This is a genomic window from Bacillus sp. FDAARGOS_235, from assembly GCF_002073415.2.
In the GTDB taxonomy this organism is placed as follows: domain Bacteria; phylum Bacillota; class Bacilli; order Bacillales; family Bacillaceae_G; genus Bacillus_A; species Bacillus_A toyonensis.
In genome coordinates, this window is the sequence record NZ_CP020437.2 from 5,245,714 (window position 1) to 5,259,662 (window position 13,949).

Here is a 13,949-nt window from a genome sequence, read left to right on the forward strand (position 1 = left end):
GTGACGACAATCGATTTGAATTGTGATTTAGGAGAAAGTTTTGGAGCTTATAAAATGGGGAATGATGATGAGATTCTTCCGTTCGTTTCCTCTATAAATGTTGCTTGTGGTTTTCATGCGGGTGATCCGTTCGTTATGCGTCAAACAGTTGAAAAAGCTTTGAAACATAACGTAGCAATAGGGGCGCATCCTGGATTTCCTGATTTAATTGGATTTGGAAGAAGAAACATGAATGTTTCAGCAAGTGAAGTATATGATTACGTTTTATATCAAATTGGTGCATTAGACGGGTTTGTGAAAGCGGCAGGGGCGAAGATGCATCATGTGAAACCGCACGGTGCCCTATATAATATGGCGGCAACTGACCCAGTAATTGCAGATGCAATCGTAAAGGCAATTTCTCATATGAACCCGGATCTATTACTTTACGGATTAGCAAATAGCGAGGCGTTTATACAAGCTGCAGAAAAATATAAAGTAACATTCATGCAAGAAGTTTTTGCTGATCGTACGTATAAGCAAGATGGGACATTAACAAGTCGTACAGAAAAAAATGCACTTATAACAGATGAAGGCGAAGCGATAAAACAAGTGCTTCAAATGGTAAAAGAAGGATATGTAGAAACGGTGAATGGAGAGAAAGTAACAGTTCAGGCGCAAACAATTTGTTTGCATGGCGATGGAGAGAAAGCGGTACAATTTGCGGAGAGAATATACAGAACATTCGAACTTAATGGTGTTTCTATATGTGCACCGAAATAAAAAATGAGAGGAAGTGCTGGAAATGATTAAATTAATTGGGATACTACTTGTTGCAGTTGGCTTTCTATTTAGGTTAAATACACTATTAGTAGTAATGGTTGCAGGAATTGTTACTGGTATGGTTTCAGGATTAAGTTTTTATGACGTCATCAGCATGTTCGGTAAATTTTTTATAGAAAATAGATATATGTCTATGCCTATTATACTAACTTTACCTGTAATCGGAATTTTAGAGCGTTATGGTTTAAAAGAAAGAGCAGAAGCGCTTATAACGAAATCAAAAGGGGCAACAACTGGAAGAGTATTAATGTCATATTTTACAATAAGAGAATCATCAGCGGCACTAGGGCTGAATATTGGTGGTCATGCGCAAACAGTAAGACCGCTCGTTGCACCAATGGCAGAAGGAGCGGCACAAGGTAAATACGGTAAACTTCCGGAAAAATTAAGAGAAAAGATTAAAGCAAACGCAGCTGCTGCAGAAAATACAGCTTGGTTTTTCGGAGAAGATATTTTTATCGCAACTGGTGCGATTTTATTAATGAAAGGATTCTTCGATTCAGTAGGTATGCATGTCGGAGTATGGGATATGGCGCTTTGGGGTATTCCAACAGCAATATCCGCACTAATCGTAAGTTGGATTAGATTCAGAAGGTTTGATAAATATATAGCGAAAACAATGAAGGCAGAAGGAAAACAAGAGAAGGAGGCTATATAAGATGAACATCATAACTATGGATACAATTTATTATGTATTAGGTATAATCGTTGCCTTTATCGCTGTGCGTATCGCATTCGATCGTGAACATCCAAACCGATTCGGTTCTAGCTTATTTTGGGCATTATTCGCAGTTACATTTTTATTCGGAAATGTAATACCTTCGTTTTACGTTGGGTGTATCGTGCTCGCTATGGTCGTGTTAGCTTCATTGAATAAAGTAACAAAATCCGAGGAGAAAGAAGTACCTGTACAAGAACGTGTGAAACATGCTGAGAAATTAAAAAATAAAATTTTCATGCCTGCACTTTTAATTCCTATTTTTACAATTATCGGTACGTTAACGTTAGGGAAAATCAAATGGGGAAATGTATCCCTTGTAGATCCAGATAAAGTAACGTTAGTTGCATTAGCGTTAGGAGCATTACTCGCATTCGTTGCGGCGATGCGTATTACAAAATCGAAAATAACGACGCCTGTTCAAGAAGGAAGTAGATTATTACAAGCTGTTGGTTGGGCAGTTATTTTACCACAAATGTTAGCAGCACTTGGCGGCATTTTTGCGAAGTCTGGTGTTGGACAAGTCGTTTCTGATTTAGTTGGAAAAGTGTTACCGACAGAATATCCATTCGTTGCTGTTATGGCGTACTGTTTAGGAATGATGCTTTTCACAGTTGTAATGGGGAATGCATTCGCAGCGTTTGCAGTAATCACTGGCGGAATCGGATTACCTTTAATTGTTCAAATGCACGGCGGGAATCCAGCGATTATGGCCGCACTCGGCATGTTTGCTGGATATTGCGGAACACTGCTTACGCCAATGGCAGCAAACTTTAATATCGTTCCAGCAATGCTTTTAGAGTTAAAAGATAAAAATGCTGTTATTAAAGCGCAAGTACCCATCGCGCTTTCTATCTTTATCATAAATATGTTTATTATGTACGGCTTAGTATATCGTTTCTAATTAGGAGGGAAAACGATGAAAACAGTATTATTAACAGGGTTCGATCCGTTCGGCGGAGAAAGTATCAATCCAGCTTGGGAAGTCGCAAAAAGCTTACATGAAAAAACAATCGGAGAGTACAAGATTATAAGTAAACAAGTTCCAACTGTATTTCATAAATCAATAAAAGTTTTAAAAGAATATATAGAAGAACTGTCGCCGGAAATGATTATATGTATCGGACAAGCTGGGGGTAGACCAGATATTACGATAGAGCGTGTCGCAATTAATATTGATGATGCAAGAATTGCTGACAATGAAGGGAATCAGCCGGTGGATGTACCGGTTGTTGAGGAAGGACCTGCTGCCTATTGGTCCACGCTCCCAATGAAAGCAATCGTAAAAAAACTTCGCGAAGAAGGCATACCGTCATCTGTTTCACAAACGGCAGGTACATTCGTTTGTAATCACTTATTCTATGGACTTATGTATGAACTAGAAAAACATGATATGAAAATAAAAGGCGGATTCATTCACATTCCGTTCTTACCAGAACAAGCGAGTAGCTACCCAGGGCAACCGAGTATGTCACTTTCTACTATTAGTAAAGGGGTAGAGTTGGCAATCGAAGTAACGACGGAAGTAGAGGTAGATATTGTAGAAATTGGGGGCGCGACGCATTAAGTAAAGTGAAATGTACAACACCTCCTGTAAACAACTGGTATAATAAGTATAGGAATATACATAGAGGTGATTTTTGTGCAATTTGAAGAAGTTCGTTCAATTTTAGAAAAAGCGAAGAAAATTACTGTATTAACAGGCGCAGGAGCCAGTACAGAAAGTGGCATCCCAGATTTCCGTTCAGCAAATGGGTTGTATGCTGATGTGAATGTGGAGATGTACTTATCGAGAGGGTACTATAACAGAAGTCCGAAAGAGTTTTGGAAGCATTATAAAGAAATATTTCAAATTAATACGTTTCATCAATATAAAGCTAATCGTGGACATCGCTTTTTAGCTGAGCTAGAAGAACAAGGAAAAGATATAACAATTTTAACGCAAAATATCGACGGTTTACATCAATTAGGTGGTAGTAAACATGTCATTGATTTACACGGAACACTTCAAACAGCACATTGTCCGAAGTGTAAAACGGGTTATGATTTACAATATATGATTGATCATGAAGTACCGCGCTGCGAGAAGTGTAATTTCATTTTAAATCCAGATGTTGTTTTATACGGAGATACACTGCCGCAATATCAAAATGCGATTACACGTTTATATGAAACAGATGTGTTTCTCGTTATGGGAACGTCATTAAAAGTACAGCCTGTCGCATCTTTCCCGGAAATTGCAAAGAGGGAAATTGGAGCAACAACCATTTTAGTAAATGAAGAGTTAACAGGGCAGGAATATAACTTTGATTTTGTTTTTCGACAAAAGATTGGTGAATTTGTTGAAGGGTTATCTTCAAATAAATAAGTTATCGTAAAAAAACTGAGGTGCAATGTATCTACCTCAGTTTTTTGTATTCATGATATTGTATTGTAAGGGGAATGGTAATAAATAGGATGTAAAACCCGAAAACTGAAAATTAAATCTTTTCTTTCTTTTGTAACTAATATAAAATTCTATATATATCATATAAATAAATTTGATACATAATGAGTTATCCCGTTATTTGCGAGCAGTAAGACTCCCATCTGAAAAATTCGGCACAGGCGAAGAAGTTAGGTGGAAGGGAAGATTACCTGCTTGTAAAAGCCCGATTGCTGTGGGCTAATAAACAGAGAACCACTCTGTTTAAAGTTTCAATTTATGCGTAGAAGTTAATAGAATGAAGCGAGGGAGCGAAATGAGACAGAACAAGGAAAAAAAGAAACAGCCGAAAAAGAAAAAGACTCATATTCCATTTCGGTTAAATGTACTATTTTTTATCGTCTTTCTTTTATTTTCAGCTATTATTATTCAACTAGGTAAAGTGCAAATCATTGATGGAGAAACGTATCGAAATGAAGTGAATAAAAAGGAAGATGTGACGGTGAGCACGCCTGTTCCTAGAGGGAAAATGTTTGATCGAGAAGGCAAAGTGATTGTAAATAACAAACCGCTACGAACCGTTACATATACGAAAATGAAAGGAGTAGACTCGAAAGAAGTTTTAAAAGTAGCGAGAGAGTTAGCAGGGCTAATTGAAATGTCGCAAGAGGATATGGATAAGTTAACAGAGACAGATAAAAAAGATTTTTGGATGCAGTTAAATGAAAAAAGGGCTGCAGAAAAAGTAACAAAAGCAGATGAGAGTAAATTTAGGAAGCAGGAAATAGAAGGGAAAGAATTAGATAAAAAAGTAGAAGAGTTGCGTCGGGAGAGAATTACACAAGAAGAATTAAAGGAGCTTTCAAAAGATGATTTAGAAGTATTAGCAATTAAAAGTAAAATGAATACGGGATATAAAATGACGCCGCAAATCGTTAAAAAAGATGTAAGTCAAAATGAATATGCAATCGTTAGTGAAAGATTAGCAAGCTTGCCGGGGGTAGATACGACAGTAGATTGGGAACGTGAATATCCAAATGATAAAATCCTTCGTTCTATACTTGGTAGCGTTTCTAATGAAAATGAGGGATTGCCAAGAGAACAATTAGAGTATTATTTAGTTCGTGATTACAACCGAAATGATCGTATTGGTAAGAGTTACATCGAAAAGCAATACGAAGATGCATTACATGGAATGAAAGAACAATCTAGAAATATTACAGATAAAGCAGGGAATATTATTCGGACTGAAAAAGTGACTGAAGGAAAAAGTGGAAATAACTTAATGTTAACGGTTGATATGGATTTGCAAAAAAAGGTAGAGGAAAGTCTTGAAAAAAATTTACGAGCGTTTCATTCTTCAGAACCGATGATGGATCGTGCTTTCGTTGTAATGATGAATCCGAAAAACGGTCAAATTTTATCAATGGCAGGAAAGAAAATTGTAAATAAAGATGGCGTGATGCAAATAGAAGACTACGCATTAGGGACGATGACAAGTTCCTATGAGTTAGGATCAACTGTGAAAGGGGCTACTTTATTATCTGGATACCAAGCAGAAGCGATTAAACCGTTTACGCATTTCTTTGATGCGCCAATGTACTTTAAAGGAAGTACTAAGCCGAAAAAATCATGGAAAGATTTTGGTGATATTGATGATTTAAGAGCTTTACAAGTTTCGTCGAACGTTTATATGTTTAATACAGTATTAAAAATGGCGGGGATTAATTATGTGCCAAACAATCCGTTAGATATTAAACAAGAGACATTTAATAAAATGCGTTACTATTTTAGACAATTTGGTTTAGGTGTATCGACTGGTATTGACTTGCCAAATGAATCAATTGGTCAAATGGGTAGAACTGATAATATACCAGGCTTTTTACTTGATTATGCAATTGGACAATATGATACATATACACCGCTACAGCTTGCTCAATATATTTCAACAATTGCAAATGGCGGTTACCGAATGAAACCACAAATTGTGCAAGAAATTAGAGAGCAGCCAAACCGCCCAGAGGATGTCGGAAAAGTTATTCGATCAATTGAACCGGTTGTTTTAAATCGAGTGGATATGGACACGTCATACATTAATCATGTAAAAGAAGGGTTTAGAAGAGTTTTTCAAGAAGCTGACGGAACAGGTACAGGAACGTTTAAAGGCTTACCGTATAAACCAGCTGGAAAAACAGGAACAGCTGAGACGGTATATGGTGGAGAAAGTGATATTGGAAGAGATGAGAACTATAACCGAAAAAAATGTTATAATTTAACTCTTGCCGGCTATGCGCCATATGATGCTGATCCGGAAGTAGCTTTTTCAGTTGTTGTACCATGGGTGAATAATGATAAATCAGGGGTTAATTCCGCGATTGGTAAAGAAATTTTGGATGCGTATTTTGACTTGAAAGCGAAAAGATCAAATGCAAATTCAGTCCCGGTAGAACAGCCGAACAAGGCCCAGTAAAAATAATATCACTGCACAGGAATATATTGTGCAGTGATATATTTTTTGAGTTATTTTATAAGGTGGGAATGGATATGAAAGAGGAGATTAAGAGAGGTTGGGGGAAGTACATACTATTTATACTTGTTATGGTAATAGCCTATCATTCTTTTACGTTATGTAAGGTAGAAGGGAAATCCATGCAGCCGACTTTAAATGAAGAAGACTACGTATTTGTAAATAAAGCAGCAGTACATTTTTCTAACATACAGCACGGGGAAATTGTCATTATTAAAGAAGAGAACGAATCGAAATATTATGTGAAAAGGGTAATAGGGCTACCTGGTGACGTAATTAACATAACGAATGGAACTGTATATGTAAATGATAAAAAACAAGTAGAGCCGTATACAAATAAAGATTTATTCAACAATACACAAGTATTTTACAATTTCCAAAAGACAAAGATTCCACCAAATAAGCTATTTGTCATGGGAGATAACCGTGAACTTAGTAGGGATAGTCGCAATGGCTTAGGATATATTGAAGAAGATAACGTGATAGGAAAAGTAGAATTTGTGTATTATCCTTTTTCAAAAATGAAAATTATAGAATAAGTGGGGAATTCATAAAGCCCCACTTATTAAAGTTTCACTTTATTTTCTTTAAAAAACCTTTTGGATTAAAAGATATGAAAAATTTATGTTTAGATTCATCGATTATGAAATTGTTATTTTTAGCTAAAAACTCTTCCACGGCTTCCATCGGGCCAGGGCCCCAATCTGGAAGGAGAGGATTTCCGTTAATACATGTATCCTCTACAATAATGTAACTACCAGTGGTTACAATAGATTTATAAAGTAAGAGTTCTTTTGATACATGTTCTTTACTATGATCAGAATCTAAAATAACTAAAATCACATCATCAGGTTTGCGCATACTTACTATTGTTTGGACGGCCTGCACAGAAACAGAAGATGCTGTTAAATACGTAATCCGATTATGTGATGGCCGATTTGGCTGCGGAGTTATATCGATAGTAAGTACGTGACCTTTTCCGATTAAATCTAACATAGAAGCTAAATACAGTGCACTACCACCATGAAAAGTCCCGCATTCAATAATTAAATCGGGCTTTAATTCATAAATGATTTCTTGATACAAAAAGAGATCAGAGGGAAGTTTGCAGATGGGAACACCGAACCAGTAGGTATCTTTTAACCAAACGTGGCTGTCGTAATACTGTTTTAAAAATTCACTGCTTGTAGTATCGATTTTAAATGCTCCTTTCTAAAAAGGATTCTTTCGTTTGACGTAAAGTATTTACGTATGAAAGTTGTACTATATATTATGTGATAAGGAATTGTAAGGCGAGTGTTTTCACTTGAAAATAAGCAAAATAACTCATGTGGAAAATCAATTGCTTACAAAAGAAGGTGTAATTGAAAGGAAATGATAGTATGTATACATACACAATTTGCTTCATTAGAAAAGGAAATAAAATACTCTTACTAAATAGAAATAAAAAGCCGAATATGGGAATGTGGAATGGTGTTGGGGGAAAAATTGAAGATAATGAAACGCCATATGAAGGAATAATTAGAGAAACGCTTGAGGAAACGGGCATAGATCTCCAAAGTGTAACGTATAAGGGGAATGTTGGTTTTAAAGATAAAGACGAGCCTCTGGCTAGTGAAGGAATGTATGTATTCCTTGCTGATTTGCCAGAGGGAGTACAAATGGATACACCGTTAAGTACTGATGAAGGTATATTAGAGTGGAAGGAAATTGGATGGATATTAGATGAGAATAATAGAGGTGTAGTTAGTAATTTACCAAAATACTTACCGCTAATATTAACAGAAGAAAATATGTTAGAGCATATATTCACGTACGATAACCGGAATATTATTAATTACACAACTGCATTTTTGACAGAAGATGATGCGAACAAACGATATGAAAAACAACTCGTTTCTCAATAGAAGATAGGATGAAAAACTACACTTATACTTTAGTTGAAAAAATATATATGTTAGGTGATTACATGCTGAAAAAATATACTTTATTAGCCAAAGTTGTAACACAAACTTTCGTTACTTAAATTAAAACAAAAAAGAGATGGCATATCCATCTCTTTTTGTTTTCGTATGCTCCATGATTAGTTGCGAATCGCTTTAATGATAAAGCGATGTTGCTTCACATCAAAATAGCCTTTTTGCAACATAATCTCATGTATGCGATATAATTCCTCATAATACCTTTCGACAGTAAAATCAGGAGTTTGCCACGGAATCGCTTTTAAATAATAGACGATAGCGCCAATATCATAAAAGCGTTGAAGAGGGAATTCTTCCTTTGCATCTAAAATAGTAAATCCATTTTCCTTTAGCTCATTACAGGCAGTTTCGAGTGACCAACTTGCAAATTCGCTATTTAGTGGTGTGCCAAACTGCTTATTAAGTTCTGCGCAATCAAGACCACCAGCTTGTTGTGTAAGAAATATTCCATTAGGAGAAAGGATTCGGTTTACCTCAGAAGCAGCATAGGATTCATGTTGGTTCACAATTAAATCAAATTGAGCATCTTGAAGCGGTAGGGCAGCATCATCCTTTACTTCTACAACAATAACCCCTAAAGGCTCTAATTTCTTTCGGGAAATTGGCACGTTTGGAGCGTAGCCCTCAGTAGCATAAATAGTTGGCGGGAACGGTTGTAACATAGATAAAAGCTCTCCACCGCCAGTGCCCATATCTAGCATTGATTTTGCGTGTTGTATAAGCTGGAAAGCAGTGCTACCGTACGACCACGATAAAGGCTCACTTTTCATTCGACCCGTTTCTGAAATGAAAGAAAAATCCCAGCCGCTAAAATTTGTATTTGCACTGTCTAATAAAGTTAAAAATAATGGATCACGTTTCATAATTGTACCCTCCTATTTTGTAAATGAATGATATGATGAGAAAAGTAAAAAGGAGGACCTCTTATAAAAGTGAAACGGATTTACGTTTCGTGTTCGAATAGATGCATATAAATTCGCTCCTTGCGAGAATGATTATTTATATATTCGGGATTTTTGAGTGGAATTCCTTTGAAATATAAAGAGAAGGTAGATATTTAATGGAAAATTGGATTGAGTTTACAGATAAAGAGTACGATCGAATTTGGGATAAAGTATATAGTGACTATGAATTTTCACCAAGTGTTTCAATATTTCCATCGTTTAAAGTACCAGGACCGTTTATCACATATGACATCTCTCATTATTTTGGAGAATCGGTAGATTTAAATGTATATGATGAACTTGAAGAAAAAGCATTAAAAGTTTTCAAAGAGAATACAGCATTGAATGAATATATGATGGCACTAGATTGGCAACATGAGTGTTATTGGGTAAATCCACACTTAGAGTTTGAAAGAAATGAATTTTATGAGTGGCGTATACCAATATTTCCGAATGGTGATTACTATTTCTTTATTCAGAAAGACTTTAAGTGGGGGTATTTAGGCCATCCTTGGGAGAAGAGTATAACGATATTTGGAAAAGAAATAATAGAGAGTTTTAAACAAAATAAACCGGAAATGTTTCAAAATATTTTAAGGCAGGGATAATGTTTTAAAGAGAAAAAACGCTTATACTTCATTCTTGAAGCATAAGCGTTTTTGTTTTGGCCGTTTTCATTTAAAAATACTTAAAAATAAAAATCTTTTGGTAAAGTACCATTTTTTATCACCGTTCTTAACCCATGTTTTATAATCCAAGGGTTAACAGGATGCTGTTTATCACGTAATTGCTGCAACCATTGAAAAACGAGTTCTTTATCTTCCTTCGTAATATCGTTAATATGATTGGCTACAGATTTTTGAACATACTTAGAAGGGTCATTCATTAATGGTTCAAGAAGCTGTAAATTGTTCTTAAAGTTACCTTTTAGAGCTCCTGTTTTTTTTGCCCAAGGAAGTCTTGGTCTTGTACCTTCAGAAATTAGTCTCCTAATGTGGCTGTTTTCGTCATGAATCCACTGTTGTAAAATATTTAGTGTGTCTTCATGGTACGTTTCAAGAAAAGGCCGAATGGCATATTCAGCAGTATTCCTTTTTGTTATTTCATACATTGCATGGAATGAGGAGTCAAAATCGTTAAGCCCATATTTTTCAACGTATTTTGCGATAGGCATGTACATATAGCCGTTTGTAAATGTACCTACTTCTGTTGTATTTTCTGGTCCCAATGTTTTCAGTAATATATGTATTGCTTCATTAAAATCTTTTTGTAAAGCATTGTGTAATTCATCTGCTATTACTTCAATCCGTTGCTTTAACTCTAAACCTTCAACTTTACATGTTACGGAGGCTATAAAGTTTTTTTTAGAGAAAGTAGAATCGTGTTTACAAATAGAATCAGCCATTTTTTCTGCTAATTCATCATTAAATAAAAATTTTAATGGAACGTATTTACCCATTTTTCCACCTCATTGGTCAGTTGAAAATAATTTTTATTTTTTAATCGACAATCCATAAACTAACGTCTCACTAGGAGTCGTAATACTAAAACCAGTCGTCTTATAATCAAGTTTCACTGTATCACCAGTGTAATCTTTCGTGAATGATTCCATTTGTACAATAAGCATTTCATCCTCATATACAATATCATCTGCATTGTATGTATCCCAAACTAAATCAACATCAACGAAAATGCTACAAGAGTTTGTCATTGTTCCTCTAATGCGAATGATCTTTTTATCTGCACGTTCTAATCTATGTATAGCTGCCTTTGCTTCATCAGTAATACGAATGTTCATTGTATCCCAACCTTTATTTTTATTTCTTTTATTATTGCAAAAACAAAAGAAATAGGGAAGTAAAGAGAATTGTAAAAAAAACGAGCAAACAAAATTGTTTGCTCGCTCTACTTTATTTTAGTTCACATTTATCAAGTGGAATCACTTTTGTTTTCTTTGTAAATTTATATCCTAACCATAGTACTAAGAAGAGCGGTAAACCTATGTAAGAAACGAGTACGCCGTTCCAATCGATTGATTCACCCATAAATGCGCCGTAGTTTTGTCCTAAAATTACGATGACGCAAAGTGTAAATGCGAAGATTGGACCGAATGGGAACCATTTTGCTCTATATGGTAAGTCTTTTAAATCTTTTCCTTGTGCGATATATGCTTTACGGAAGCGGTAATGACTAATTGCAATACCAACCCATGCGATAAAGCCAGACATACCAGAAGCGTTTAATAACCAAATATATACAACACCGTCACCGAATAAAGAAGCGATGAAAGCGACGCTACCAACTACTGATGTTGCGATTAGAGCGTTAACAGGTACACCACGGCTATCTAATTTGCCTAAAAACTTCGGTGCTTTTCCTTGACGAGCTAAATCCCAAAGCATACGAGTTGATGCGTACATGCCAGAGTTACCAGCAGATAAAACTGCCGTTAAAATAACAGCGTTCATAACAGAAGCAGCAAAGGCAACGCCTGCTTTTTCAAATACAAGTGTAAATGGACTTACTGTAACATCACTTGCTGCAAGACTTTCAGTTGTATAAGGAATTAATAAACCGATAACGAGAATTGCAAGGATATAGAATAAAAGAATGCGCCAAAAGATCGAACGAATTGCTTTTGGGATATTGCGTTCTGGATCAGACGTTTCACCAGCAGCTACACCTAATAATTCAGTTCCTTGGAAGGAGAAACCAGCAGCCATAAATACACCGATAATTGCCATGATACCGCCGTTAAATGGAGCATCTGCAACAGTGAAGTTTTTAAAGCCGACAGATTCGCCGCCCATAATTCCAAAAATCATCATGAAGCCGACAACTAAGAAGATAATAATAGTAACTACTTTAATAAGTGCGAACCAATATTCAGATTCACCAAAACCTTTAACAGATAAATAGTTTAAGAGAAAAATAATAGCTAAGCATAATCCACTCCAAATGAGGGAAGGGGTATCAGGGAACCAAAATTTCATAATTAATGTTACGGCCGCTAGTTCTGCCGCAATTGTAATCGCCCAGTTATACCAATAGTTCCATCCAAGTGCAAAGCCAAGTGATGGATCAACAAATTTTGTTGCATACGTGCTAAAAGATCCAGTAACAGGCATGTAAGCTGCAAGTTCAGCTAAGCTTGTCATTAAGAAATACACCATAATTCCAATTGCGGCGTATGCGATTAGTGCACCGCCAGGACCAGCTGAATGGATTACACCACCGCTGGCAAGAAATAGTCCGGTACCGATTGTACCACCGAGAGAAATCATCGTAAGGTGACGAGATTTTAATCCGCGTTTTAATTCACCTTGTCCTTGTGTAGTTTGCGTTTTAGAGGTAGATTGATTTGTTGCGCTATTCATGTTCAACACTCCTTTTCTTGTAGGTTAGGAAGGAGCGGGGGAGAAAAATACAAAAAACCGCCAAAGGAATTAGGCGGAACGTTTCACAAATAACCACCCCATCATACCCTTCCGTTAAGATAGCACCCCACGTTTACACGGTAATTTTGTAAACGTGACAGTTCTGTTCCTTTCGGAGACAGCCCCAGCTCATACTTCCAGAGAAGAAATACAAACTTCGGCAACTTTTCCTTTCAAACGGAGTCAGTGACATTCTCTGTGTCTCGTCCGTTTTACTTTTAAAAGTCGCAACCTCTACCTCATCGGATTGATGAGGATTTATATATTGCTAAGATATTTAACATATGGCAATTGTAATGAGTTTCTGAATATATTGCAAGGAATTTTGTTAGGAAAAGTCAAAAAATATCGGTTATTGTATAGGAAACGCTTGCATAACTCCACCCGAACCTACTATTATGTAGCAATAAACAAAGAAAAAATTGTTATACAAATGTTTCGCAAAAAATAATGAAAAACCCTTTAAAATTAAAAGAAAATTCAGAAAATATAATTCGACATAACGATTGAAGGGTATCACTTCTTTTATTTTGTTCTAAAGAAAAAACATATGTGCAAATTAAAAGATTGAATATTCTTTCTTTTTTGTAGTAAAATTGAAGTACTGTTTAATTAAAAAGGGGACATCGTTATGAAATTAGAAACAGAAAGATTACATATTATCCCGTGTACGGAAGAATGGGTTCAGATTGCGAAGAATCAAGGATACAATAGCGGCCCGCATATTGCAGGGCATGTAGAAAGTGTAAAACAAGACGCAGCTTTATTACCTTGGGGTGCGTGGTATGTCATTCGAAAAGAAGATGACATCGTACTAGGGGATATAGGATTTAAAGGGAAACCGAACGAGAAACGTACAGTAGAAATTGGTTACGGTTTTATTGAGAAATATTGGAATAAAGGGTATGCTACAGAATCTGTAGATGAATTAATAAAGTGGGCTTTCCAGACAGGAAAGGTAGATACAATTATTGCGGAGACACTCCTTGAAAATGCTAGTTCGATTCGTGTATTAGAGAAATTACATATGAAGAGAGTAGATACAACAGATACGATGATTAATTGGAAAATAGAAAAATAAAAAATACCGCTCG

The 13,949-nt window shown here is 35.9% G+C and carries 15 protein-coding genes and 1 riboswitch; of the genes, 10 read left to right on the forward strand and 5 right to left on the reverse strand.

The window, feature by feature from the left end:
- From pxpA to lepB, 7 genes are all read left to right on the forward strand, one after another.
- The gene (gene pxpA, locus A6J74_RS29435; protein ID WP_000207306.1) at positions 1-762 is read left to right on the forward strand and encodes a 5-oxoprolinase subunit PxpA; all 762 of its coding nucleotides are present in this window, start codon (positions 1-3) and stop codon (positions 760-762) included.
- Positions 763-784: 22 nt separating this feature from the next.
- A complete protein-coding gene (locus tag A6J74_RS29440) occupies positions 785-1,480 on the forward strand; it encodes a DUF969 domain-containing protein (RefSeq protein WP_000593386.1) in 696 nt (231 codons plus the stop codon).
- Position 1,481: 1 nt separating this feature from the next.
- The gene (locus A6J74_RS29445; RefSeq protein ID WP_001021657.1) at positions 1,482-2,444 is read left to right on the forward strand and encodes a DUF979 domain-containing protein; all 963 of its coding nucleotides are present in this window, start codon (positions 1,482-1,484) and stop codon (positions 2,442-2,444) included.
- A 15-nt stretch (positions 2,445-2,459) separates the two neighbouring features.
- Positions 2,460-3,107, forward strand: a complete 648-nt coding sequence (gene pcp / locus A6J74_RS29450) for a pyroglutamyl-peptidase I (RefSeq protein WP_000859721.1) — start codon at positions 2,460-2,462, stop codon at positions 3,105-3,107.
- 75 nt (positions 3,108-3,182) lie between these two features.
- Positions 3,183-3,908 (forward strand): NAD-dependent protein deacylase, encoded by a 726-nt coding sequence (locus A6J74_RS29455; protein ID WP_001159151.1) that lies wholly within the window; start codon positions 3,183-3,185, stop codon positions 3,906-3,908.
- A gap of 373 nt (positions 3,909-4,281) precedes the next feature.
- Positions 4,282-6,435 (forward strand): peptidoglycan D,D-transpeptidase FtsI family protein, encoded by a 2,154-nt coding sequence (locus A6J74_RS29460; protein WP_002105073.1) that lies wholly within the window; start codon positions 4,282-4,284, stop codon positions 6,433-6,435.
- 74 nt (positions 6,436-6,509) lie between these two features.
- On the forward strand, positions 6,510-7,031 hold the full coding sequence (lepB, locus tag A6J74_RS29465; protein ID WP_000656827.1) for a signal peptidase I: 522 nt from the start codon (positions 6,510-6,512) through the stop codon (positions 7,029-7,031).
- Positions 7,032-7,065: 34 nt separating this feature from the next.
- On the opposite strand, the gene A6J74_RS29470 is transcribed toward lepB, so the two are convergent.
- Complete coding sequence (locus A6J74_RS29470; protein WP_073990597.1) at positions 7,066-7,689, reverse strand: cephalosporin hydroxylase family protein; 624 nt, start codon at positions 7,687-7,689, stop codon at positions 7,066-7,068.
- Positions 7,690-7,874: 185 nt separating this feature from the next.
- Between A6J74_RS29470 and A6J74_RS29480 the strand changes: the two genes are divergently transcribed.
- Positions 7,875-8,399: an NUDIX hydrolase gene (locus A6J74_RS29480; RefSeq protein WP_023440973.1), complete on the forward strand. Its 525-nt coding sequence runs from the start codon at positions 7,875-7,877 to the stop codon at positions 8,397-8,399.
- Positions 8,400-8,575: 176 nt separating this feature from the next.
- Here A6J74_RS29480 and A6J74_RS29485 read toward each other — a convergent pair whose 3' ends face one another.
- A complete protein-coding gene (locus tag A6J74_RS29485) occupies positions 8,576-9,337 on the reverse strand; it encodes a class I SAM-dependent methyltransferase (RefSeq protein WP_000817559.1) in 762 nt (253 codons plus the stop codon).
- A gap of 197 nt (positions 9,338-9,534) precedes the next feature.
- Here A6J74_RS29485 and A6J74_RS29490 point away from each other — a divergent pair, with 197 nt between their 5' ends.
- Positions 9,535-10,026 carry a DUF2716 domain-containing protein gene (locus tag A6J74_RS29490; RefSeq protein ID WP_000432847.1) on the forward strand — a complete coding sequence of 164 codons (492 nt, stop codon included), beginning with the start codon at positions 9,535-9,537 and terminating at the stop codon, positions 10,024-10,026.
- 80 nt (positions 10,027-10,106) lie between these two features.
- On the opposite strand, the gene A6J74_RS29495 is transcribed toward A6J74_RS29490, so the two are convergent.
- From A6J74_RS29495 to A6J74_RS29505, 3 genes are all read right to left on the reverse strand, one after another.
- Entirely contained in the window at positions 10,107-10,877 is a 771-nt protein-coding gene (locus A6J74_RS29495; protein ID WP_000521685.1) for a DNA alkylation repair protein, read from the reverse strand.
- Positions 10,878-10,910: 33 nt separating this feature from the next.
- On the reverse strand, positions 10,911-11,216 hold the full coding sequence (locus A6J74_RS29500; RefSeq protein WP_001026169.1) for an iron-sulfur cluster biosynthesis family protein: 306 nt from the start codon (positions 11,214-11,216) through the stop codon (positions 10,911-10,913).
- Positions 11,217-11,328: 112 nt separating this feature from the next.
- On the reverse strand, positions 11,329-12,795 hold the full coding sequence (locus tag A6J74_RS29505; protein WP_001083390.1) for an amino acid permease: 1,467 nt from the start codon (positions 12,793-12,795) through the stop codon (positions 11,329-11,331).
- Positions 12,796-12,907: 112 nt separating this feature from the next.
- Positions 12,908-13,100, reverse strand: a riboswitch (Lysine riboswitch).
- 386 nt (positions 13,101-13,486) lie between these two features.
- Between A6J74_RS29505 and A6J74_RS29510 the strand changes: the two genes are divergently transcribed.
- Positions 13,487-13,936 carry a GNAT family N-acetyltransferase gene (locus tag A6J74_RS29510; protein WP_000764586.1) on the forward strand — a complete coding sequence of 150 codons (450 nt, stop codon included), beginning with the start codon at positions 13,487-13,489 and terminating at the stop codon, positions 13,934-13,936.
- Positions 13,937-13,949: the final 13 nt, after the last annotated feature.

Coding starts and splice junctions, on each gene's coding strand:
- A6J74_RS29510 (WP_000764586.1), top strand. CDS start 13,487: ATGAAATTAGAAACAGAAAGATTACATATTATCCCGTGTACGGAAGAA.
- lepB (WP_000656827.1), top strand. CDS start 6,510: ATGAAAGAGGAGATTAAGAGAGGTTGGGGGAAGTACATACTATTTATA.
- A6J74_RS29445 (WP_001021657.1), top strand. CDS start 1,482: ATGAACATCATAACTATGGATACAATTTATTATGTATTAGGTATAATC.
- A6J74_RS29490 (WP_000432847.1), top strand. CDS start 9,535: ATGGAAAATTGGATTGAGTTTACAGATAAAGAGTACGATCGAATTTGG.
- A6J74_RS29460 (WP_002105073.1), top strand. CDS start 4,282: ATGAGACAGAACAAGGAAAAAAAGAAACAGCCGAAAAAGAAAAAGACT.
- A6J74_RS29505 (WP_001083390.1), bottom strand. CDS start 12,795: ATGAATAGCGCAACAAATCAATCTACCTCTAAAACGCAAACTACACAA.
- A6J74_RS29480 (WP_023440973.1), top strand. CDS start 7,875: ATGTATACATACACAATTTGCTTCATTAGAAAAGGAAATAAAATACTC.
- A6J74_RS29485 (WP_000817559.1), bottom strand. CDS start 9,337: ATGAAACGTGATCCATTATTTTTAACTTTATTAGACAGTGCAAATACA.
- A6J74_RS29495 (WP_000521685.1), bottom strand. CDS start 10,877: ATGGGTAAATACGTTCCATTAAAATTTTTATTTAATGATGAATTAGCA.
- A6J74_RS29440 (WP_000593386.1), top strand. CDS start 785: ATGATTAAATTAATTGGGATACTACTTGTTGCAGTTGGCTTTCTATTT.
- pcp (WP_000859721.1), top strand. CDS start 2,460: ATGAAAACAGTATTATTAACAGGGTTCGATCCGTTCGGCGGAGAAAGT.
- A6J74_RS29500 (WP_001026169.1), bottom strand. CDS start 11,216: ATGAACATTCGTATTACTGATGAAGCAAAGGCAGCTATACATAGATTA.